Here is a 23,019-nt window from a genome sequence, read left to right as displayed (position 1 = left end):
GTTACGGAACCGCCCGACCACGAGCTTCACATGATTGATTCCAGCCTTCCTGCTGCAACGGCGCCGGCCCCTGGTACTGCGGAAAGACATCCCACAGCAGAGCGCCTTTCGTCTCGGGAGCGTATTGAATGCAGTCCGGAGCATCCTCACACTTCGGACGCGGACGAAGGTAGAACATCTCGTAGTTATCTTTATCGGAGCGGCGGAAGACGAAGCCCGCACCCATGCCTCCGCTGGCGATGACGTCGTACTCAATGGTGCCGTTGTGGAAGTTGACTGACTTCAGCACCGCCGCTCCGGTAGGGATGTGCTTGGCAAAGTTGCCGGCCTTCAGGGAGATCGCTGGACGGCCCATGTACTCGACGAAGTCTACGGTGCCCGCCGTAACTGTCCAACCGTCATTGGTCATGGGGACCTTGATGGTGTCGGCCGCGTAAGCAAGTTGCCCGGCGGCCAGGGCAAAGAGCGTTAGAAGTATCCAGAGAGAGAACCGGCGGCGATACGACGAGCCGCATTCCGAAAGGAGCGCTGGCGAATGAGTTTGCATGCGCCCGAGCCTATGCGGGAGTTACGAACGCGTCTTCTGAAATGTTGCAGACCGGACAGGCAAGTTGCGAAACGGATCAAGGGTGCAACGTAGTTTGTCATCCTGAGCGGACGGGGTCCCCGGCCAGCTTCGCTGGCTGGGGTGGGTAAGCGAAGGACCTGCTTTTGGAGTTACTACGAAACCGGGTTCCCCATCCATCGCGTATCGGGGTCCCTAACGAACTCGTTCGTTGGGGTGGTATCGCGATGGGTGGGATGTTCGAGCAACACGCGAATTGTCTTTTGGGTGGGAGCAGCGGGCTTCAGCCCGCTGATTTAGACCTAAGAATACGTCGGGCTTTAGCCCTGGGCCTTTTGCTTTGACAATCAGAAAAGCCCAGGGCTGAAGCCCACCGCTCCCACCAACTCGCGCGTTGCTCAAACGTCCATTCACGCTTCGCGTGAATGGGGCACCCAGTGTATGGGTAGTCTCAACAATCACCGATAAACCAAACACCCACGCGCTTCCAGATCACTCAACCACGCAGGTTCTTCAATCGTCACCCATCGCAGATCCAGCTTTTCCAATTTAGGAAGTTGCACAATCGCATCCGGAAGAGCTTCAATCGGATTCCCGCGAAGATCGATCTGCCGCAGCTCCGAGCAACCAGCAATCTCCTCCGGAAGCGTGCGCAGCCGGTTATTCCTCAGATGAAGCTCCCGCAGTTGCGTCATTCTACCGATCGACGTCGGGAGTTGCGAGAGCTGATTGTCTGTCACTCGTAGTTCCAGCAAGCCGGACATCCGACAGATGCTCTCGGGAAATACCGTGAGCTGATTCTCACTGATGTTCAGATAGCGCAGTCGAGCAAGCGCAGCAATCGAAGACGGCAAAGACGTCAGCCGGTTGTCGTGAAGATAGAGAAAGTCGGAAAGCCCGGCGAGTTCTCCGATCTCTTCCGGTAATGATGCAAGCTGGTTGTGCCCAAGGTCCAACGTTCGCAGACGCTGCATGCCGCCGATGCGCGACGAGATCTCTGTCAGATCGTTGTCGGCCAGAATCAACACGGTAGTATCCGTCTGTTCCCATATGGCTATCGGGACGGCGCCAAGGTGCTGCTTCCAGAGATTGATCGTGATGTCTGCGGGCATAACGAAATCTTAAACTCACCGCAGCGAGACACGTTCCACATGCCAGACGAACTCGGTAATCTGTGCGGCCAGCTGCAGCCGCAGCCCCGGCGGAAGATTATGTCCCATCCCTTCGATCAGAACGAGCTTTGCCCCCGAGATAGCATCGGCGGTGGCGCGCCCTCCGCTGACGTCGCACATACGATCGGCCGGGCCGTGAATCACCAGCGCCGGAACCTGGAGCAGCCGCAGCCGCTCTGTCCTGTCTCCCGAGGCAACGGTCGCCACCGCCTGACGTGCGGTGGCAACTCGATCGTGTGAGCGGTCATAGGCCAGGCCTGCACGCGCGGCCACCTCGCCTTCGTCGACTGGATATCCCGGCGAGCCGACGATGCGCATCGCCCGCAGATACTGCTCGATGACCTGCTCGCGCGTCTCCGCCGGAGCTCCGGAGAACAGATCTCGCAACACCTCCGGAGCGGGCTGGCCTACGGCCATGTTGCCGGTCGTCGACATCATCGAACACAGCGAGTGGACACGCTGGGGATGCTCAATCGCCATCGTCTGCGCAATTTGTCCGCCCATTGAAGCACCCACGACATGCGCCTTCTCGATATCCAGTACGTCGAGCAGGCCTATCGCATCGGCGGCCATATCGGAGAGTGTGTAGGACACCGACGACAGATCTCCGGCAAGCACCGCGGGAAGATCGGGAACCGCCGCGTCGCTGAAGTGTGTCGAGAGCCCGGCATCGCGGTTGTCGAAACGGATCACCTGCAGCCCGCAATCGAGCAGGGCATTGCAGAAGCCATCCGGCCAGTGGATGGACTGTGCCGCAACTCCCATGATCAGCAGCACCGCAGGCGCCAGCGGATCGCCGAGCCGCTGGTAGGCGATATCGATGCCCGCCGGTCCAACCTGCTTTGCGATCGCATCCACCGTGGAAGCCCCGAACCTGTTCGCCGCAACTAGCATATTGTTCCCCCTCCCGTTTGGGCGATGAAGGACGCCGCGCGCCTGCGCGTTCCTCCAGCCCGAGGGTTGAACGTATCCGGAAACGAGGCCGAAAAACAGTCTGTTTCTGAAAAGGCAGGCTTGCTATCCTAAGAATGGGAAGAGCGCCTGAAATTCTGGCTGGACACTCCCCGCTCCCGGATATCAAATTTGCATCATGAGGCCACGGGCTGAAGACCTCCAGCGTCTAACTTTTAAGGGGAAGACGGCGCGACAAGGACACAGGCATTGGCTAGCCTGTCCGCCTGCCTCCGGTGACATCACCGGATGGCGCGGATTTCGTGTGTCGGCAACCTTTCATCGCCTGATTCTGTGAGCCGCCAACCCGTCAGGGGGAAATCACATGGCAAAAGTTGATACCGCTCAAACCAAGGCTGGCCACCTGGCCACAAAGATTCTTGTCGATGGCGGCGATCCGGCGGAGACGATGCGGGTCAAAGAGGCGCTCGGATACGTCGACGGCCAGACTACCAATCCATCCCTGATCGCCAAAAACCCCGAGGTGAAAAAGCGGGTCGAGTCCGGCCGCTCGCTCTCAGAAGCCGAGGAGAGCGCCGCCTACCGCAAGATCGTGCAGGAGATCTCGCCCATGGTCGGAAGCGCCGGAGTCTCGATCGAGGTCTTCGCCGACTTCGACACAACGGCCGACCGGATGGTGAAGCAGGGCCAGGAGATGTTTACCTGGATCCCCAACGCCTACATCAAATATCCCTGCACGCCCGAAGGCCTGAAGGCTGCGCAGCGCTCCGTTGCCCAGGGAATGCGCGTGAACATGACTCTGTGCTTCTCGCAGGAGCAGGCCGCGGCAGTCTATGCGGCGACCAAAGGATCGAAGGCCCCGGTCTATGTTTCGCCTTTTGTCGGACGTCTCGACGACATCGGATGGAACGGCATGGACCTGCTGGCGAACATCAAGCGCATGTTCACCACCGGCGACGGCCATGTCCATATTCTCGGCGCAAGCATCCGCAGTCTGCCGCACCTGATGCGTTGTTTCCAGATCGGTGTGGACCTGGTTACTGTTCCCGCGAAGGTGATTCTGGAATGGGTGACAGCCGGCCGTCCGATGCCGGATGCGAACTTCCGCTACCAGTTCAACGGTAAGCCGATGGAGTATCGCCAGATCGATCTGAACCAGCCGTGGCAAAACTTCAACATCAAACACGAGCTCACAGACAAAGGCATCCGCAAGTTCGTCGAAGACTACCGCTCGACCCTGCGCAAGGCGTCGTAACGAGAAGGTTTCAACATAGTCCGGATCTACCGATACACTCGTTGCCCCATTCTTCGCGACTTGTCGCGAAGGGTGGGGTCCCCGGAGAAGTTCTTGGCGACAGCCGTGAGGCATTCGAATCCAGATCAATGCCTCTCCGTTCGCGCGACGCGCGAATGTCTTGCTTAAGGGGACGGCTTTACAGTTTGCGGAAAAACTCTTTTCGTTTTTCGGGGATTGTCGTAAGAGAGAGGTATGCGGGGAGAAGAAGCGAAGCAGAGCGGGATGTTCAGTTACGTAACGATGGAGCAGCGGATCGCATCGGATCATCCGGTGCGGAGGATCCGGACTATGGTGGATGCGGCACTGAAGCGGATGGATGGTGAGTTGTCGCAGCTTTACGCGGCGACAGGGCGACCATCGATCGCGCCGGAACGTCTGCTGCGTGCGCAGTTGCTGATGGTGCTGTACTCGATTCGCTCGGAACGGCAGTTGATGGAGCAGCTGAACTATAACCTGTTGTTCCGCTGGTTCGTGGGCATGGAGATTGACGATCCGGTGTGGGACGTGACGGTATTTACCAAGAACCGGGAGCGTCTGATCGCCGGCGAAGCCAGCCAGAAGCTTCTGCTGGCGGTGCTGGAGGAAGCTAGCCAGCACAAGCTGCTCAGCGAAGAACACTTCACGGTGGACGGCACGCTGATCCAGGCATGGGCCAACCGGCGCAGCTTCCATGAGAAGGCCGATCCTCCGGACCGTGGGACGGGAGCGGGTGGTAAGAAGCTACTGCGTGATACTCATGAGTCCTCTACCGATCCGGAAGCGCGGCTGTATCGCAAGAGCTCCAGCGGAGCATCGGTTCCCAGCTATCTGGGCCATGTGATCACCGAGAACCGCAACGGTCTGGTGGTGGCGGCCATGGCCACACAGGCCGGGACGACAGAGGAACGTGCAGCGGCTCTGAAGATGTTGAAGCGGATCAAGCGTAAAAAGCGGATCACGCTGGGAGCCGACAAGGGCTATCAGTACGAGAAGTTCATCAAGGCCCTGCGCCGTCGCAAGGTCAGGCCGCACGTGGCCGAGTATGAGCCGAACCCCAAATGGCCCAACTGGCTCAACAGCAAGGAACGCAGCGAGCCGGGATATGCGATCAGTCAGAGGAAACGCAAACTGGTTGAGAAGGTCTTCGGTTGGATGAAGCTGGACCGTTCGATGCGACAGACCAAGCTGCGTGGGCTACGCAAGGTGGACTGGATGGTACAGCTCATGGCCGCAGCCCATAATCTGCTGCGGCTGGTGAAGCTGATACCTCCCATCCCAGCACAGTCATGACACGGCCGTAGTGTGTCTAAACACCCTCTAAACCCACCCAAACCGCATAACAACGTGCCATAGAGAACCAAAACAACTCACCGATCCCTCACAACAGACTGACCCGCAGGCGAAAAGACGCGTTTTTCCGCAAACTGTTTAGCCGTCCCGTAGAGAGCAAGAGAGAAACGCGGCTTTAGCCGCTGAGGTACTCGTCCAGCCGAATCGTTGGCCTTACGGAAGAATACGGATATTCTTCAGCAGTTGCACATAACCTCGCTCGCACAGGGTTCCGAGCGATGTATTCAAGGCGCGTTGCATAGTCCTCTGCATTCCGAATCCGATGGTCCGTAAATCCTCGCTGCCATACGGGTTGCGATGCATGAAAGCGATGAGAGAACCCTCCTTTGATCAATTGCATCGCTCGTTCAAGCGTGATTTGTGTTGGAGTCAGTAGCAGATGGATGTGGTCGGGCATCACGACATAGGCGTGTAGGAGATAGTTCTCGCGATAATGATCCAAGGTTTCAAGAAGCAGCTCGGCATTGCGCGTAACTTGAAAGACTCTACATCGATTAGCTACTAGGGATGTGACGAAGTACGTCCCGGGTCTCGCAGTACGTGTCGGGATGGCCATAATATGGATGGTATTTGACGTGGACGATTAGCCCTCAGCGGCTAAAGCCGCATGTCTTGCGGTCTCCCTACGGGACGGCTGAAGCCGTCCCCTTAAGCAAGACAATCGCGCGACGCACGATGGATCGAACGAACAAGTTCGTTCGATGATTAGCATGAAATGGTGCACCCAGTGTATGGGTGTTCGTCGCGTTCAATACACCCAAGACTTCGTATCCGCATCCTTCGGCGCGGTCTCCAGCATGTGACGGGTCATCAACGGCAGCACACGCTGATTCATGTCAGCACCCTGACTCTCATCCCACTCCGGCAGCGCGCCGGTATAGCAGTGCGGCTTGCGCGGACCGAAGTCGAAGGTCGCATCCGAATGCGGATTGCGCGTGCTCTTGAGATCGGCCTCCAGCAGATAGACAGCGTTATTCAGGTAGTAGGTATCGGAGTCGCCGACGGCGATGTGCAGCTTGCCTTCGAGCTTCGGCCCAAGCGTCGTCCAGTCGCGCATCAGAATGGCGTCCAGATCGTAATGATCATGCCAGTACTTCACCACCTCTTTGTCGATGGCGCCGGTGTCCTTGTCATAGACCGGAGCGGGCAAACCGTCAGCGCCCTGCGGCGAGAAGACAGCCTGCCAGATGTCATACTGTTCGCCCGAGCGGCCATGCGATCCGAGAGCGAGCTCATAGTGATTCACCTGCGCCATCTGGGCGGTAATGTGCGAGTCGCCGCGACGGTCGGACGGAATGTCGATGGTCTCAAAGGGGCCCGTGCGTGTGTAGGCATTGGTGTCGGTGTAAAGATCGGCGCCCTGGTAGGCGTGGAAGCTGACCGGATCGGGACAGAACGACCAGGTGCCGTTGTAGAACTCCGGATAGAAGACCTGCGACGCCAGCGCCTCCCAGCCTCCGGTCGAGCCGCCATAGGTCGCACGCGCCCATCCCTGGCCGATGCCGCGAAACTGCTTCTCCACGGCCGGAATCAGCTCCTGCGTAATGGCATCGCCATACGGTCCAATGCTGGCTGAGTTCACCGCATACGAGTCGTCGTAGTACGGATTGGCATGCTGCGGCTCAACGATCAGAACATGCGGCAGGGTTCCGTTGGTCCATGCCTGGTAAAAGGCATACTGCCACTTGGCGCGGACGGCTTCGCGTCCCTGCAGATCCGATGGAGGCGGCGTCTCGCGCCAGCCAATGGCGCTGAAGTTGGGATGAAAGTGATCCTGATAGACGACCGTGGGATAGTGCGCATCGGGATGGCTGTCGAAGCCCTCCGGCAGAAGCACAATGGCCGAGACGAACATCTCGCGTCCCCAGAACTTCGAGAGCAGCTCACTGCGGATACGCACGTGACGGATGTACTTCGTATCGGGCGCCGGGGCCGGAGGCTCGGGAATCATTGCATCCGCCGTAATCGTTACAGCCCCATTCTTCGCGAAGGTCAGCTTGACGGGCTTGCTCATCGGGTTGCCGGGCTTGGTGTTCCAGTGCTGTCCCTCACCTTTGTCAGGCGGCAGCAGGACGGTCTTGCCATTGGCAAGATGGAATTCTTCGTAACGATTGAAGACGGCCTGCACGGTGTACTCGCCAGCAGGCAGATCGGCGAGATGCCGAATGGGATAGCCATACGCACTGGCGTCATCGAGCACAATCGGCGTGCCAGGGGCAGCGCCGGTGACGTCCATGCCAAAGACCTGCTGCGACTCATACGATTCATCGATCTGATTGCGCGGTTCTCCCGTGGCGGCCTTCGAGATGGCGACAAGAATCCGCCCGGTCAGCGGAGCGCTACCAGCAGCCGTCGGTGTAACGGTGACCTCGATACGTGGTCCGGCAGCATGTTTTACAGGTGCAGCGAAGGCGAAGGAGCTGACAAGGAGAGAGCAGAGAAGGGCAGCGTGTCGCATGTGCAAGCTATGGTATCGCGGGATCGCCCTCGATCTTTATTTTTGTCATCCCGTAGGGATCTGCTTTTTAAAGCGCTGAAGGCCCGTTCTATAAAACGGTCCTCCATTTCACGGGTATGTATAGAGTGAAGCCCGATCCGTTTTTTGTTTGTCGTCCCGTAGCGATCAGCTTTAAAGCGCTGAAGGCGCGTTCTATACCAGCCTGGGGCAACGCCCCAGGACTCCGGGTAACCAGGCGAGGAAGGGCTGAAGGCCCGCTCTATAAAACAGTACTCCATGTCACGGGTGATGTATCGAGCGAAGCTCGATCCTTTTTTGTCATTTCGTAGCGTAGCGGAGAAATCTGCTTTTCCACCAATGCTTCTATCCTGGCCAGACAGAAAGCAGATCCCTGCGGGATGACAAATCAGATAAGCTCAAACATCATACGCATCGCATCGAGGCGACCTTGGAAGATCACTCGCACCTGAAAGCCACCCTGAACACCTGGCAGCTTTGGGGAATCGCTGTCGGCCTTGTCATCTCCGGCGAATACTTCGGCTGGAGCTACGGCTGGGCCAGCGCCGGTACCCTCGGTTTTCTTCTGGTCACCGTCCTGGTAGCGACGATGTACGCGGCCTTCATCTTCAGCTTCACCGAACTCACCACGGCGATCCCGCACGCCGGCGGTCCGTTTGCCTATGCACAACGTGCCTTCGGAGACACCGGTGGCTACATCGCTGCTGCGGCTACGCTGGTCGAGTTCGTCTTCGCTCCGCCCGCGATCGCATTGGCCATCGGAGCATACCTTCATGTGCAGTTCCCCGGGCTCGCTCCAAAGCATGCCGCCGTACTCGCCTACCTGCTCTTCATGGCGATCAACATCCTCGGCGTGCACGTGGCAGCCAGCTTTGAGCTGATGGTGACGGTGCTCGCCATCGTGGAGCTGCTGGTCTTCATGGCAGTCGTCGCGCCCGGCTTCCGGCTCACGAACTTCCTTGCCCACGGATGGGCAGGACACGATCACCTTTCACCGCACACCGCAGTTGGGATGTTTGCCGCAGTACCGTTTGCCATCTGGTTCTTTCTTGCCATTGAAGGTGTCGCGATGGCGGCCGAAGAAGTGAAGCGCCCGGCGCGTTCTATCCCCATCGCCTACATCGGCGGCATCATCACGCTTCTGATCCTTGCGCTGGGTGTCATGGTCTTTGCCGGCGGAGTCGGTGATTGGAGCGTACTGGCCAACATCAACGATCCGCTGCCGCAAGCCATGAAGATCGTGGTTGGCGGCAGCAGCGGATGGCTGCACATGCTGGTCTGGCTCGGGCTCTTTGGCCTGGTGGCTTCGTTGCACGGCATCGTCTTCGGCTACTCTCGCCAGATCTTCGCGCTGGCCCGCGCCGGCTATCTCCCCGCACTCCTCGGCAAGATCCATCCACGCTTCCGCACACCGCACATTGCCATCCTCGCCGGCGGGGTCGTTGGTATTGCGGCCATCTATAGTGACAATTGGATCCAGTTCGGCGGCCAACCGCTGACCGCCAACATCGTCACCATGTCGGTGCTGGGAGCGCTGGTGATGTACATCGTCAGCATGCTGGCACTCTTCCGTCTGCGAAAGAGCGAACCCGCGATGGCCCGCCCCTTCCGCGCTCCGCTCTATCCATTGCTGCCCATCTGGACCCTGATCGCGGCAGGCATCTGCCTGGCAAGCCTGGTCTATTACAACCGCCTGATCGCAATGCTCTTCGCCGCTCTATTGGTTGTGGGCTACCTTGGCCTCCGCCTGGGATGGTCGAATAGAGCGAAGCGCGAAAGCCGCGCACGAGTCATGCAGGAGAGGTAAGCTTCATAATCAAAAGCCCGCCGACGATCCATCAGCGCAGCGACGATCCGCACCGCTGTCGAGTTAAGGTCTTTGAGCGCTGAAGGCGCGTTCTATACCAGCCTGGGGCAACGCCCCAGGTTGTGAGTAGGGAAAGGGACCAAGGGCTGAAGGCCCGCTCTATAGGAGCGGTCTATCGAGCGAGCCCAATATTTTTCGAACCGCGATCATTGTTCTATGCATCACCGATCGATCTGCAACATCTGGCGAAACAACTATGGAACGCGCCTTCAGCGCTCTATCGTTCTTGGGTGCCTCATACCTGGGGCGTTGCCCCAGGCTGGTATAGAGAGCGCCTTCAGCGTTCTAAGACCTCATCTACACGATCGCAACGCAAACACACCCACTATGCAATCCGTGCAGGTCGCTGCCGGATGATGTTCTCGTGTCCTTGCTGTACAGATCAAAGCGCGTATCATCATCCCGATCGCTCCTGTTGAGGTGTTATGCGAATCCTATCTCTGTTTGCTCTTGTCCCGTTCTTTGCATCCACTGCCGGCGGCTCAGCCGTGTTGAGACTGGATTCTGATCCCAACAACCGCTGTATGAAAGCAAAAGAAGGTGGCATGTGGGTGCTGCAGAATCCGCAGCCACTGCCATTGGGCCGAAACAGTCAGCCAAGCACAGTTGTGGTGACGCTCCTGCGATCGGATAACTCAACCAATCCTCCCCGGCAGGTTGTTTACACACTGTCAAACGGACAAACAGTCGAGCTCGAATGTGCCCAGGGCAAGAATCCTGTTACTTATCAGATCGTTGACCAGAGGTAATTCAACCTTACACATGGGACCTCGACGTATTTCAACGTTGCTTCAGCGCTTTTGTGCGCTGCAACTAAATCCTTGTACCTCTTACCGCAAAGCAACACACAACGAATTCTTCCTACGCCGAACTACTTCGCCGAGTCCGCATTCACCAGATGAACTCCATTGAAATAAGCAACGCATCCGGCGATGCCGGTCGGATGCCAGCTCGTTCCATCGGTAAAGCGAATCTCCGTAATCTCGGCCGTGCGCAACGAGGTAATGCCGGAGTTTCGAGTAACCAGACATGGAAGGGCTGAAGGCCAGTTCCATAGCTGTTTCGTCAGATGCTGTAGATCGATCACGGCCGGAAAACCGGTCGCGCGATTTATACACATTAGCCCGCTCGGGTAGAGATTCATATCAAGGCGTTACATCAACCGCAAGACCTGTTATCGACAGCCTCCGGTCTCCTTTCTTGAGTTTCGGCACAACCTGATAATGTCCCACGGGGAGTGTGTACATCGAGGGGAGGTTCACTACGAAACCGGAGCCATGGTAATCGAGATTGCCGTGGATGCAACTATGCGACGCGATGCTGATGGGAAAGTCTCTGGTGCACACTATGATGTCACGCCAAGGTTTTACTTCCTGCTTGGTGAGCACTCGATTTCCGCTTTGGTCGAGAACATCAAACCTTTCGAGGAAGAGCTCATTGATGTCCGCGCATGCTTTTGTGAGTTCGACATCATTGTCAGTAGGGTTGTAGGCCCAGATTGCCAGTGGTGCGTTGTCGTGGAACGCGCTGGATCGGGACGAAAGACCGAACTGGACTGCGCCATCTGGTGCAAACATAACAGGACGGCCAGTCGAAGGCGTGACATCCTTGGCGCATTTGTCGGGTAGATCCAAGGGTTTGTCAGAGCTTGGTTTCGAGCTCACATAATGGAGGTTCAGTGGGTCATCGTCGTAGGCGCCGTCGCGCCAGGCGGAGACATCAATCCCTTCGCATGCCGGAAGCCCATAGTCGAGTTCGATCGTTCCCCCCATATTCGCCAGAAAAAGCTTCGACCAGAAAGCGCATGGGAGGTGATAAATGCCGTATACAGGTTTTCCGGTCACAATAAAGTGTGCTGACTGTGTTGGCTCCAATGTGATCCAGTGTTGGCTGCGCCCGGCAAACAAGGCGTCAGTACAATTGCGGCAAACGCCCAGGCCAACCTTTTTCCCTGAAGATTCGGGCAACACTGGAACTTGCAGATCAGGCGTGCCACCGATAAGACAGGTCTCCTGCGAGGCGTTGGTGAAGGTATAAGCGCGCCCCGCTCGGGGCACGTTGGCGAAAGGGGAAGAATCATGGACGTCGATCGCATCGCCAAGCTCGACTGTGGCTTGCAGAGCGAGTTGGTTCGCACGACACGGCTTGAGATCGGTCTCGATTGCTGGGAGCATTGGATCGGTCGGGTCGCGAATCTCAACGGTGGTAATCCCAATTGCAGTAGCAGGTTTTCCATTCTGGGTCAGTTCGGCGGTCGTTTCGTAGTCCACACGGCCAATGCGCTCAGGAAGCATTTTGTAATCGCGGAGCGCGAATTGGGAGAATCGCTTTGAGCTTTCGGAAGTCTTTGCTTTGACAGGCGGGCAGTGATTGACGACGATGGTCGTCCGTCCATCTGCTTCCCGCCTGCGCAGCGTCCGAAATGCGCATGATCCTGTAGCACCATGCAGGCGTTCAAGCCAGAGCGCAAACCAGCCGCTGTAGCCGGACTCAAACGTGCTCTTGACGTATTGAATTGAATCAAAGCTGCCGAGCCTGGTCGGCACAATGGACGACGGCGGCTCTACGATGTCGCTTCGATGCATTCCGTAACGGGCTAACCATTCCGCAGATAATTCCTCACCAGGCACGAAGGGGCCGGCTCGCATGGCAGAAATCAAGGCCTGCCCGCACTGCTCCAGCCACAGATGTTCAACTGTCAGAATTTGTTGGTTGGCAAGAGTCGCAGTGGTGAAGCCCTCGTATGAGCGGCAGTCATCGTATGCAGATTGCTCCTGCATTTGAGGGACGGATGACCATGCGATTACCCTGTGAGCCTCATCACCGGGCGCCATGTGAAATTGGGCGTCAGCAAATTTCTTGGCAGCCGGACTGTGGTCCGTTTCGCCGCCAAAACGGAAGCCGGAACCGTCTTCAATAGGAAGGTGAACATCAAAACTGTTCAGGCTACAGGTCCCCGTCCCGCGATTCTGCAGATCGACTACAAGTAGATGCGCCGAGTCGGAGTGATTCGATGACTCGGGCGGGAGAAACAGACGCACATCCAGCATCTCTGCTGTGCACCACGGTACAGATGTCTGAGCGTGCAAGCCGCCGCAGAAGGTGAAGATTAACAGCAGGAATACATAAAATCTGGGATGCATTTGGAGCAACTCTTTCTGGATATACTCGCTGCATTTTCGACCTGAAACTTGTGGAGGCTGCGCGTAGCTACTTCGCCGCACTCGCATTCACCAGATGAATTCCATTGAAATAAGCAAAGCATCCGGCGACGCCGGTCGGATGCCAGCTCGTTCCATCGGTAAAGCGGATCTCCGTAACCTCAGCCGTGCGCAACGAGGTGATGCCGGAGACTGAGAGATCGCTCTGCGTGAATCCATTCGATCCCGCACGTGACTCGATGTGGAAGGTACGTTCCTGCTTCTCTTCCGAATCGCTGCCGGTCTTGAGATAAAGATGTGACTGCGTCACGCCGCGAATCGTAACGGTCGCGCTGTCGACGGCGCGGCCATCCCTGCTGCCGAACTGAAGCGAGACGGTCCGCACCGGCGCTGAGCTTCCGTCTGTCGTGAGCGTGAAGAGTGGGGCGGCATTGGCCTGCGCTCCAAAGACAACCGGACAGATCGGATTGAGTGTGTGCCACCGCCGCGGATTGAACTGTAGCTCGGGTCCATGTGGCTGCTGTGCGCATATAACCGATGGAAGCAGAGCCGTAAGTATGGAAAGGATAGTGATCTTCATCATTCGCTCCTATCTCGCCGTAACTTCCAGTTGTGCCGGTTTGGCCGAACCCTTCACCGCCGGATCGTAGTACTCGTACACATGCGACGCGAAGCTGGCGGCGCGGATGGGATACTTCGCACGCAGCCGGAACTTCAGCGTCATCGTCTCGCCCGCGCCGAGAGCGTTGAAGTAGAGAATCGCCTGGGTGGCTGTGAGACTGAACTTCTCCAGCCGCCCGGTCTGTTTGTTCGCGGTCTTCTCCACCATCTGCTGCAGATCTTCACTCTGAAGATCGAAGCCCGGAGGAATCCCAAGATCGACCATCACCATGTTGGCCCGTTTGTCGAGATTGCTATGCACTGTGGCGGTTGCCGTCACAACATCGTTTTGCGCCAGACGCGTGCGGTCGTACGCGACGTCGATGGAGAGTGCAGGCACATCTTTCTTTACTGGCCAGGGAGTAAAGTAACGGCCGGCGATCTGGTAGGCCATGCTGCCTGAGCCGGTGAAGCGCAGCTCCACCATATTCTCCGCACTGGTCGCCGTCTGCGGCAGCACAAACTGGTGCAGCAGATCGTTATTGTCTGCACCAAGGTTCAGGGTCTGCACCGTCTCGCCGTTCAGCAGCACCTGCACCTTGCCGCTTGCATCGCCACCACTCGCCCCTGAGGCCAGCAGCAGAGCGCGCAGAGCCATGATAGTGGCCTGAGTCGAACCCCAGTTGCCGTAGCTGTTCTTCTTGCTGAGGATCCATGCCAGCGCGCGGCGTGCAATCTCGGGATATCCTCCGGAGTGGAGCAGAGCCTGCACCGCCAGCCCCGTGGTCTCCACCGCTGCGGAGTCTCCGGTAGCGTAGAGGCCCGTTTCGGTGCTGCTCCACCATGCCTGCTCTCCCTTTTCGGTGCGGGCATCCGCCAGCAGTTGCAGGACGCGGTGTGTCAGCTCGGAGTGTTTGTCCTCGCTCACGGCAAAGTTGGCCAGCACCGCCAGCGTGTATGCATCCGCCTTGCCAGCGGCGAGAGCATCCAGATGTGACGCAATGTAGCCCTTTGCTTTTTCCACGGCTGCACGTTGCCCGTCATCTCCTTCCAGCGCCCATGCGAGATACGCCGTAATGCGCAGCACATCTGAGTTGTAGCGGTTGGTCGCGCCCTCGTTGATGAACTGCGTATCTGGCTTCCAGCTTCCATCGCGCTGCTGTTGTGACGCCAGCCACGCTGCCGTTCGCTCGATCAAACGCGGATCGACATCGTAGACATGCGACATATCGCGGAACTCCATCAGGCCATAAGCCGTCAGGATCTTGTTCGCCGGCGCCTGGCCGAACCATGAGAACCCTCCGCCGGGAACCTCGAAGGTAAGCAGACGCTGATATCCGTTGGCGATATATCCCTCGGCCTTTGCATGGATCTCAGGTGTCAGCTTCTTAGTGTGCTTCATGTAGTCCAGCGCCAGCACATTCGGATAGGTGCTCGATGAGGTCTGCTCGAAGCAGCCGCCCGGCATCTGGAGAATGCCGTCCATCCCTTCAATCACCTGGCTGAGAGGACCTGGGTACAGCCGTACGAACAACTTGCTGGCATCGGGAAGCGCATTCTGCGGGAAGCGCACGGTGTGTTGTGCCGCAGACTCCAGGCGTCCGTTGAAGACCGTCTCCTGCTGCTGCCCGTTCGGCACAACCTCAATCTCGCGAACGACGGTATCCTTGCGGTCTGATTCGCCGTTCAGATGAGCGGCAAGCGTCAGTTTGAACTTTCCCAGACGCTTCACCTGCAGCGTGAACTGTTCACCGCCGACTTTGCCCGCATCGACACGAACGTGTTTCTCCGCGTCGTCATCAACCAGGTCGAACCAGTCCTCATGCTGCAGTGAAAGCGTTACCTCGCCTCGGCCCGAGGTGTAGTTGTACACGGCAACGGGAATCGAGACGCGATCTCCCTGCGTCAAAGTCACCGGCAGATCGAGATCTACGAAGAAATCCTGAAAGACCTTCAGGCTGGAGACACCGCTGCCCAAGGCCCCTGCTTTGGTAGAGGCAAACATCGCCATGCGCCAGGTCGTAATGGAGTCGGCGATCGGAATGCCGATGCTGGCGTTGCCGCGTCCATCGGTAATGATCTCCGGATTGATGTACAGGGCTTCCGGAAAGTAAGAGCGAACGTGATCGGCATTGCCTTCAGAGGCAGGAGCCTTCGCGCTGCTATCCGCATACTTCAATGCGGCCCCCGGAGTCATTCGTGCCAGTTGTGCCACCGCGCGCGTACTCACCGGCAAATTCGTGACGGAGACCGACTCGGTCTGGAGCATCACCGGCGCCGCGACATCGATTGACGCGTTGACCTCGCCAACCTCAAGCGAGCAGGTGAGGATTGCGCGATCACGCGGCCGCAATGACAGTTCACGCAGCGCAAAACGAAAGCCCGGTGACGTGATCTCGATGCGATAGCGACCGGCAGCGAGTGCTGAGAGCCGGAACGAACCATCCTCTGCGGAGACAGTACGCTGTGCTCCATCAACGCCCACGTGCCGTAGCTGGATGGAAGCATTGGGAACGACGGCGCCGCTTGCATCTGTGACCATACCGGTAATCTCCGCGCGGCCATTCCACGGCCCGCGATCATGCTCGAGTTGCAGTTTGATCGTTCCAGTTTCGTATTCCGGAAAGGTGTCTCCCGAGCTGGTCAGCATCATTGAGAGATCATCCTGCGTGCCGAAGGTGTGGTCGGGGCCGGCGCTGCGGATGGTATAGAGATGGACCACTTGATACTGGCGGCGTACCGGTTGCCGGGCGGGCTCGAGACGAAGCGATACGCCCCAGGCATCGTGCGGTCTACTGCCATCATCCTCTTTGATCTGGGCAAAGCGCCGGGGAAGATCCTGGATGTGACCGTTCTCCTCCGGCAGTTGCTGCAGCAGTACGTGAACGTGTTCGATGTACGCTGCCTGGTAACGGTCGTGGAAGGCAGAGGCCTGTGCCATGGGCAGCCCTTGTCGCGCCTCGGTTCGGACCGCATGTTCGGTCACGCCTTCAGCTGCGGAGAACAGGACCTGTGCCGCACGGTCATGAGCCTCCTGTTGCGGGAGATCGACCGGAGCAACAACATCGCTCATGGAAAGAGAGTGAATCTCAAAGCGGGGCTTCAGCAGCTCCTCTTCCAGATAGAAGAAGACCTTGGCGAATCCAGGCTGCTTTTCAGCTAATGCGAAGACAGCCTCATCCACCACCTCAAGACCGAGCGCTGCCTGTACGCCCTCGCCCTTGTCATTGGTGATATGGAAGTGAACTCGCGCCTCTGCGCCCGGCAGATAGCTGGCCGCATCGGTTGTGGCCTGAATATGCAGTTCATCCGCGGGTTGTACGAAGATCATGCGATGGTCTGCCACGGTCTGCGCGTCGCCGCCGAAGATGTAAGCGTGCATGCTCAACGTGCCTGCCATTTGCGGCGTGGTGCGCAATGAAAGCTCGGCGCGGCCATGAACGATGTCGATATCGCGCGTCTGGATCGTCTGTCCGTCTTTGACGATGTCGATGTAGACCGTACCGGTCTGACGCGTGGTAAGGACGGTTGCCCGCAGTAGATCACCTGGTTTGTAGACGGCGTGAGCGATGCGCAGCAGAACCTGGTCTTCGCCGGAACGTGCATTCAGACTGATGGCGCTGGTTGCGCGATTGCCACGGTGATCGTCCGCATCGAGACTCAGCTTCGTCTCCCCACCGCGTGCAGGGCTTACGCGCAGTATGGCAATGCCGCCGTTGTCTGTTTCGATGCGCTGTGAGCTGCCGTGATTAATGGTGGCGTGTACCTCCGCGGGAGCGGGAGAGCCATCCGGATACGAGACCAGGACAAAGACCTGATTCTCGATACCGGGAACCAGTGTTCCGCCTTCCGGTACGGCGGTGAGCAGCAGCGGTGATTGGCTTACCGTAATGGACTCGTTCTTTGTCTCGGTGTGTGCGGCAGCGTCTTTGACAGAGGCCTCTATCACGACAGGCGCGGCGCCCTGATTCTGTTTCCGTCCGGTCATGTACTCCGGCAGAGTCACATCGAAGCGATACTCGCCGTTCGCATCAATGCGGCCCTCAACGTGTGCCGCGGTAAATAACGAGACATCCATCCCATGCACGGTAAGGCTGATGGGAGCATCGGCGACAGGCTTACCGAAGAAGTAGTTCGCATGCACCGTGCCGGTGATGTGCTCTCCCGGGCGGTAGTCGCGCTTCGGCTTACCGTTCTTTTGCGCGAGATCGATGGCAACGCGGAACTTGGGCAGCACATAGCGTTGCACCTGTAGCGTCAGCTCCTGCGTGTCAGAAGGATTGTCGGTGTCGCCCATCAGGGCGCGAAGATGATAGGCGCCGAGGTTGACCTCATCGGCGAGTGCGAACTCTGCCGAGGCCACACCGTAGTCATCCGTCTGCGTTGCGCGGCGAAAGACCTTGTTGCCGCGCGAATCCTCGAGCTCGAAGGTCAGCTTGCGATCGGCGACTGCGTGATGGTTGGCGCGGTCCAGAGCCAGTGCCCGGGCGTGAATGGTCTGTGCCGGTTGGTAAATCGGCTTTTCCGTAGTCAACAGAATGCCGGTCTTGTCTTCCAACGCAATCTGCTGCGTGCTCTCGACAGTCCCGAGAGGTGTCTCCGCGACGAGATGCAATATACGTGGACCGGTTTGTCCCGCGGGAAAGCGAAATGCGGCATCGACGGTACCCCGGCGATCGAACTTTCCGCTGAACAGCGTCATGGGTTTCTTCTGGCTGTCGTCCAGCTCGATCGCGACATTGCCCTGGCGGTCACGCCTGGCAGCAAGGAGAGGCGCGTTTGCCCACTGTTCTGTGAGCTCGATACGAAGCGTGCTGTTCTCCACACCCGGCAACGGATCGCCGGTATCCCGGTCAAGAACGATGACGCGGATCGCTGCCTGTGCGCCAGAGAGGTAGGAGTTCTGCGCAAGAATACGCATCGCGGGCCTGCGCAGGATGGTGGCGACAGTCTCCGTGCTTTCCATCGCAGGAGCATTTTCACCATCGGGAAGAAAACGGCAGCGAACCCGGTGCCATACCAGCTCGTCGTCGGCGATGGGTGACTTGCCGGCAATCTCTGCCCGCCACAGATTGTCGCCGGCGGCCGCGTGGACCCTGCGTTCGCTGTGTCCCAGCACCTCATCTTCGGGGTTGAGAAGATCGACGATCAGCCTGCCACTGCTCGCATGATCGGCATGAAAGGGAACCTCAAGCGAGAGCACATGATGCGCAAGCGTGGCATGTATGGTCTGCGCCTGCAGCGGCAACAGGAACAGAGAGAATGTCAGAAGGCAGAAAAGCAGCCCACAGCAGCGTGACAAACGAGCGTTCATGACAGGGCCCCTCGCGGCGCGAACATAGGGTCTTCGCGTCGGTATTCTTCGTCTCTATGCGGAGAACGCGCCTTGCCGGAAAACTTGCAGGATTTTTTTCAGATTTGTTTTGGGGAAGGAAGAAAGAGCGCTGAAGGCGCGTTCTATATCAGCCTGGGGCAACGCCCCAGGTATCGGATAGCGAGATGGCAGGAGGGCTGAAGGCCCGATCTATAATTGCCAATCGTGCAATGCCACAATCTCTCTCGCCGAGACTGTGCGTCAACCAACGAACGGTGCGAGTGGGATTGAAGACGCTTCTATGGAACTGGCCTTCAGCCCTTTAAAGCATCTTGTTGGCTGCAACCTGGGGCGTTGCCCCAGGCTGGTATAGAGCGCGCCTTCAGCGCTTGTATTGCTGCTGCCGGATGCTTACCTCACCCCGGCGAATCTGCCGTTTCACTGAACGCTGGCAATGCCAGTTTGGATGAGGAAATATCTGTCCTATCGTTTCCGCCAGTGCTGCCCGTCATCGCTGGACCAGACCGTGCCTGCTTCAGTGGTGAGAGAGAATCCAGGCCCATGTTCTGCCGCTTCGATCCGTGAGGCCTTCCCATCCCACAGCGGTTTGATCGTCTTCCAGCGTTTGCCGTTGTTGGTGCTGAGATAGATCTTCCCGCCGGAGCCGAGCACGAGTATCCGTTTGTCCCGTTGAACCCTCTCCGCTATCTGTGCATCGTAAGGCAGCTTCGTCTCGACCGGGATGGAAGCGACCGAAGCAGATTGCGTCATTAGCACGGCCGCTTCGGGCGTAACATCGACCGACTCCGTGGTGGATCCGACCGGAACCTGCGAGGTGAGCAGCGCAACATCATTCGCCAGCAGGTCCAGCGATTGGTTCACGGTCTGGAATCCCGGCGCTGCAATCTCCAGGTTGTACTTCCCCGCGGGAAGCGAGGCAAGGGTGAAGTTGCCGGTGTTATCTGTCTTTGTCTGACGCAGCGGCGTGTTAGGTTGACGCAGAGTGATAGTAGCTCCTGGGATCGTGGCTCCGCTGAGATCGAGCACAACGCCGGTCACCTTTGCCTGCGACCCCGGTACAGACTGCCCATGCTCGATGCGCAGCGCGAGTTCTCCATTCGGAGGCGGGAACAAAAGCGCCGGAGACACGGACTTTGCCGCAGGGGCCGCTGCATATTGAGAGGCAGCGCGGCCATTCAGCGGAAGATCATGCAGCTGGCGGCTCTCCAGTGGGGATGTGATCGTCGCCCCAGGGGCAAGCGTAACCAGACGCGCGGTCCGGTTTTGCGTAGCGACTGCAACCGCATCCGAGGCCGCCGTCTTCGACATCACTGCCGATGCTGTAACCGGGGCCGCCACCGGACTCCGACGTACGATTGCCGGTTGCGGTGATACCCTCTTCGCGTTCTCCTTAATGACTGGCTTCGCAGGAGTCGCTTCAGGTGTCGTACGAGGCGTCGCTTCCGGCACAGGAGCAGGAGCGATATGAGCAATGTCGGCCTTCGGCGGTGGTACGGAGCGTTGATGCATCCAGGCAAAGACGATCAACACCGTGGCGAAGACACCCAACCCGCTTGCATAGACCAGCGGCGTAAACCGCCGCCAGAAGGGAAGTTGCGGAGCCGCAACAGGTGCGGGCTCGGTTGCCGGCTTGATCGCGGTCTGGGGCTCCTGCATCAGGAAAGCGATGCTGCGGCACTGCTCGCACACGGCCATGTGGGTGAGGCTCTCCTGGCGCTCCTGCGGAGTGAGCGCGCCCTCCACGAATGCGGCAAGCTGGTCCGCGTCGAGGTGGTGTCCGGGTTGGAGAGGCTCGTTCATCTGGTTCCTGCCTGTTGAGAGAACGGAGAAGGTGGCGAAGCTTGCAGCAGACTTCGCAGATTGATGTCGATGTCCCGCGGATCGGTTCCCAGCGCCTCCTCCGCGGCTGCACGGCTCATGCCATGCGCCTGCAAATCTTTGAGCAGCCTCTTTCGCAGATCCTGCGTCAGCCGCTTCAGCCGCCGGCTCATCGTGGCCTCATGCACGCGAAGAAGCCGCGCCAGTTCCAGCAGCGTACGTCCATCCAGAAAATAAGATACGAGCAGCAGGCGATCCTCTGCCGGCAAGGCATTGAAGGTATTGCCGATGGCGTCCTTCAGCCGCTCGATCTCATGTGTTGCAGCAACAGGAGAGACTGGTGCCGCGGCGAAATCATTGTCTTCAAGCGGAGTCTCACGATGGGTGCGGCGGTGATGATCCACATGCCGCTGCGCCAGCGTGGCCTGCAGCCAGCCCATCAGCGATCCGCGACCTGTATAGCTCGCCAGCGGAGATCGGCGCACACCATCACGCTCCGTCAGTCCGAAGAGCTCGGAGTAAAGCGCGCCCGCAAGATCTTCTCCCAGGGAAGCAGACCCGGTGATTCTGATCGCGGTTTGTTTGAGAGCCGCCTGGTACTGGGAGACAAATACCTGCCACGCCGCATCGCGGCCCAGCGCGCAGGCATGCGCCAAAGCCAGCTCTTTCAGGTGCAGGTTCCGGTAAAACGCCAGCCGCTGGCTGGGTGTGGAGGCCTGCTGTGCCGGAAGTCCAAAGTTGTACTTCCCACCGGCAGCGGCAAGAGCAAGGGCAAACTCCACTTCGGATAGGTCATAGGCCGCAGCTTGCGCCTGTGTCCACAACTCCCTCAGATTCCCGGGCGAGATACCTGCACGCTCCACCGGTGCAGCAGGAGAGAGCTCTTCCGCAAGCCCGTTCTGTATCCCGTCCTGTAACGGCAGAGAATCCACGCTCCCAAGATACCGCGAGCGAAGGGAGCTGCGTCTTTGTTTTAGAGCTGAAGGCCGGGGTCCCCAACGAACTTGTGTCGTTGGGGTGGAAAGGCGCGACGTTGACGATGAAGGCAAAGAAGCAAAGCCCTCAGCGGCTAAAGCCGCATCTTTTTCCGTCTCGGTTCGGCATGGCTAAAGCCATGCCCTTAAGCAAGACGAAAACCTGGCCCCCTCAAACTCGTTAACCTCCTCAGATTGCTTGCTTTTCCCTTCGCGCATCGCGCGAATGCCTTGCTTAAGGGCACGGCTTCAGCCGTGCCGTAGAAGGCCCGGGAATACATGCGGCTTTAGCCGCTGAGGTACGTTGCGAATGTCCCACTCATCACTATCGATGAATGGGACACCGTAGTGAGGACTACCCGACCACTACCGCAACGCAAACACGCTAATCGTGCAATTCGCACACGCTGTCGCCGGACGATGTTCTTTCACATCCTTGATCTGATGATCGAGCGACGAAAGATCCGCCTTGCGGTGCTGCGCCTGCAGGAACTCCCGGTATTCATACATCGAATCAAGCACCAGGGGATGCCCTTCGCCCAACCTGGCTTTCATCATGGCCATGCCGCTGCGCAATGTCTGATCCGCAGTGGAGACATCCCCCGTCTTCCACTGCGCAAAGCCCAGCGCCATGGCGGCATGTGCCTGCTCCAGCGATCCGGAAGCGAACTCCTGCGTCGCGATCTGATCGGCCTGCTTTGCTGCCTGCAGACACTCCTGCAGCTCCGATTGGTTGCATTCGGCAAAGACCAGCGTGATCAGTGCGGCGAGCATGGTGTTGCCGCGCCTCTGCGTGTACTGCGGATGTTCCGCCGTTGGAGCGTCCATATCGTCGGGCTCCGGTTTGGCAGAGAGCGTGTCGTAGGCTGCGCGGGCGTGCTGCTCGGCTTCTTTGAAGCGATGCCGCGCCAGCAGCACCTCGGCGAGATGCTCGTGACCACGGGCAAGATCGATGGGATTGCCGATCTCTTCGCGAAGATGGAAGGCCTGTGTCCTTACCTTCTCCGCATCGGCAATGTTGCCGAGCTCGAGATAAATACTTCCAAGATTATCGAGCGCCGTCGCATAGTTGCCGCGTGACTGCGGCGACTGCGCCAGCAAGGGCAATGCATGTTCATAGGCTCGCTGTGACTCAGCTATGTTGCCGATGTCGTGATACGACGCGGCCAGCACGGCCCACAGATAACCCTGCCGCGCAGGCGGATCGTTCCGTTGTTCAGACTCCTGAATCAGCTTGCGATACATCTGCTGTGTCGTTGCTTGGATAGGTTTTGCGGTATGTTCAGCGCCGGGGCTCGCTTGCATCGCAGGACGTGCGTACACGATAGCGCTATCAAAGAAGACCGGGGAAAGTGCCGTAACGATGAGCCAGATCATCGCCAGGCGTTGCTTTAAGACGCACGGGGCTACGCGAGCAGTCGACATGAGAGTGCTCCTCAGAGATAAGGTGTGAAGCCTGTAGATCCTGATTACGAGCTGAGACGGCCGCGCGGTATTGCGACGTACGCCCGCT

16 protein-coding genes are annotated in these 23,019 nt (G+C 58.4%); 4 read left to right on the top strand and 12 right to left on the bottom strand.

All coding sequences use genetic code 11. The features are described from left to right. Nucleotide 1: 1 nt before the first annotated feature. The 3 genes from FTW19_RS23280 to FTW19_RS23270 form a co-directional block, all read right to left on the bottom strand. On the bottom strand, nucleotides 2-547 hold the full coding sequence (locus FTW19_RS23280) for a hypothetical protein (protein ID WP_147649960.1): 546 nt from the start codon (nucleotides 545-547) through the stop codon (nucleotides 2-4). A gap of 476 nt (nucleotides 548-1,023) precedes the next feature. Next, nucleotides 1,024-1,677 (bottom strand): leucine-rich repeat domain-containing protein, encoded by a 654-nt coding sequence (locus tag FTW19_RS23275; RefSeq protein WP_147649959.1) that lies wholly within the window; start codon nucleotides 1,675-1,677, stop codon nucleotides 1,024-1,026. A 15-nt stretch (nucleotides 1,678-1,692) separates the two neighbouring features. Continuing rightward, complete coding sequence (locus tag FTW19_RS23270; RefSeq protein ID WP_147649958.1) at nucleotides 1,693-2,631, bottom strand: alpha/beta fold hydrolase; 939 nt, start codon at nucleotides 2,629-2,631, stop codon at nucleotides 1,693-1,695. Between the two features lie 382 nt (nucleotides 2,632-3,013). Here FTW19_RS23270 and FTW19_RS23265 point away from each other — a divergent pair, with 382 nt between their 5' ends. After that, complete coding sequence (locus FTW19_RS23265) at nucleotides 3,014-3,904, top strand: transaldolase family protein (RefSeq protein WP_147649957.1); 891 nt, start codon at nucleotides 3,014-3,016, stop codon at nucleotides 3,902-3,904. A gap of 234 nt (nucleotides 3,905-4,138) precedes the next feature. Continuing rightward, nucleotides 4,139-5,215, top strand: a complete 1,077-nt coding sequence (locus tag FTW19_RS23260) for an IS5 family transposase (RefSeq protein ID WP_147645881.1) — start codon at nucleotides 4,139-4,141, stop codon at nucleotides 5,213-5,215. 175 nt (nucleotides 5,216-5,390) lie between these two features. On the opposite strand, the gene FTW19_RS26515 is transcribed toward FTW19_RS23260, so the two are convergent. Both FTW19_RS26515 and FTW19_RS23250 read right to left on the bottom strand, forming a co-directional pair. After that, nucleotides 5,391-5,831 carry an REP-associated tyrosine transposase gene (locus tag FTW19_RS26515; RefSeq protein ID WP_147649956.1) on the bottom strand — a complete coding sequence of 147 codons (441 nt, stop codon included), beginning with the start codon at nucleotides 5,829-5,831 and terminating at the stop codon, nucleotides 5,391-5,393. A 192-nt stretch (nucleotides 5,832-6,023) separates the two neighbouring features. Then, entirely contained in the window at nucleotides 6,024-7,733 is a 1,710-nt protein-coding gene (locus FTW19_RS23250) for an alpha/beta hydrolase-fold protein (RefSeq protein ID WP_147649955.1), read from the bottom strand. 448 nt (nucleotides 7,734-8,181) lie between these two features. Here FTW19_RS23250 and eat point away from each other — a divergent pair, with 448 nt between their 5' ends. Then, nucleotides 8,182-9,558 (top strand): ethanolamine permease, encoded by a 1,377-nt coding sequence (gene eat / locus FTW19_RS23245; RefSeq protein WP_147649954.1) that lies wholly within the window; start codon nucleotides 8,182-8,184, stop codon nucleotides 9,556-9,558. 485 nt (nucleotides 9,559-10,043) lie between these two features. Further along, complete coding sequence (locus tag FTW19_RS23240) at nucleotides 10,044-10,367, top strand: hypothetical protein (protein ID WP_147649953.1); 324 nt, start codon at nucleotides 10,044-10,046, stop codon at nucleotides 10,365-10,367. Nucleotides 10,368-10,489: 122 nt separating this feature from the next. On the opposite strand, the gene FTW19_RS23235 is transcribed toward FTW19_RS23240, so the two are convergent. The 7 genes from FTW19_RS23235 to FTW19_RS23205 form a co-directional block, all read right to left on the bottom strand. Beyond that, on the bottom strand, nucleotides 10,490-10,738 hold the full coding sequence (locus tag FTW19_RS23235) for a hypothetical protein (protein WP_147649952.1): 249 nt from the start codon (nucleotides 10,736-10,738) through the stop codon (nucleotides 10,490-10,492). Between the two features lie 25 nt (nucleotides 10,739-10,763). Next, nucleotides 10,764-12,761 (bottom strand): hypothetical protein, encoded by a 1,998-nt coding sequence (locus tag FTW19_RS23230; protein ID WP_147649951.1) that lies wholly within the window; start codon nucleotides 12,759-12,761, stop codon nucleotides 10,764-10,766. 67 nt (nucleotides 12,762-12,828) lie between these two features. After that, on the bottom strand, nucleotides 12,829-13,362 hold the full coding sequence (locus FTW19_RS23225; RefSeq protein WP_147649950.1) for a hypothetical protein: 534 nt from the start codon (nucleotides 13,360-13,362) through the stop codon (nucleotides 12,829-12,831). Nucleotides 13,363-13,368: 6 nt separating this feature from the next. Continuing rightward, the gene (locus tag FTW19_RS23220) at nucleotides 13,369-18,693 is read right to left on the bottom strand and encodes an alpha-2-macroglobulin family protein (protein ID WP_147649949.1); all 5,325 of its coding nucleotides are present in this window, start codon (nucleotides 18,691-18,693) and stop codon (nucleotides 13,369-13,371) included. A 483-nt stretch (nucleotides 18,694-19,176) separates the two neighbouring features. Continuing rightward, nucleotides 19,177-20,514: a carboxypeptidase regulatory-like domain-containing protein gene (locus tag FTW19_RS23215; protein WP_147649948.1), complete on the bottom strand. Its 1,338-nt coding sequence runs from the start codon at nucleotides 20,512-20,514 to the stop codon at nucleotides 19,177-19,179. Beyond that, nucleotides 20,511-21,464 carry an RNA polymerase sigma factor gene (locus tag FTW19_RS23210; protein WP_246153461.1) on the bottom strand — a complete coding sequence of 318 codons (954 nt, stop codon included), beginning with the start codon at nucleotides 21,462-21,464 and terminating at the stop codon, nucleotides 20,511-20,513. The genes FTW19_RS23215 and FTW19_RS23210 overlap by 4 nt, the downstream gene beginning before the upstream one ends. 408 nt (nucleotides 21,465-21,872) lie before the next feature. Beyond that, complete coding sequence (locus FTW19_RS23205; protein ID WP_147649947.1) at nucleotides 21,873-22,931, bottom strand: tetratricopeptide repeat protein; 1,059 nt, start codon at nucleotides 22,929-22,931, stop codon at nucleotides 21,873-21,875. Nucleotides 22,932-23,019: the final 88 nt, after the last annotated feature.

The organism is Terriglobus albidus, from assembly GCF_008000815.1.
Classification (GTDB): Bacteria; Acidobacteriota; Terriglobia; order Terriglobales; family Acidobacteriaceae; genus Terriglobus; species Terriglobus albidus_A.
This window is presented reverse-complemented; position numbering and strand designations above follow the sequence as displayed.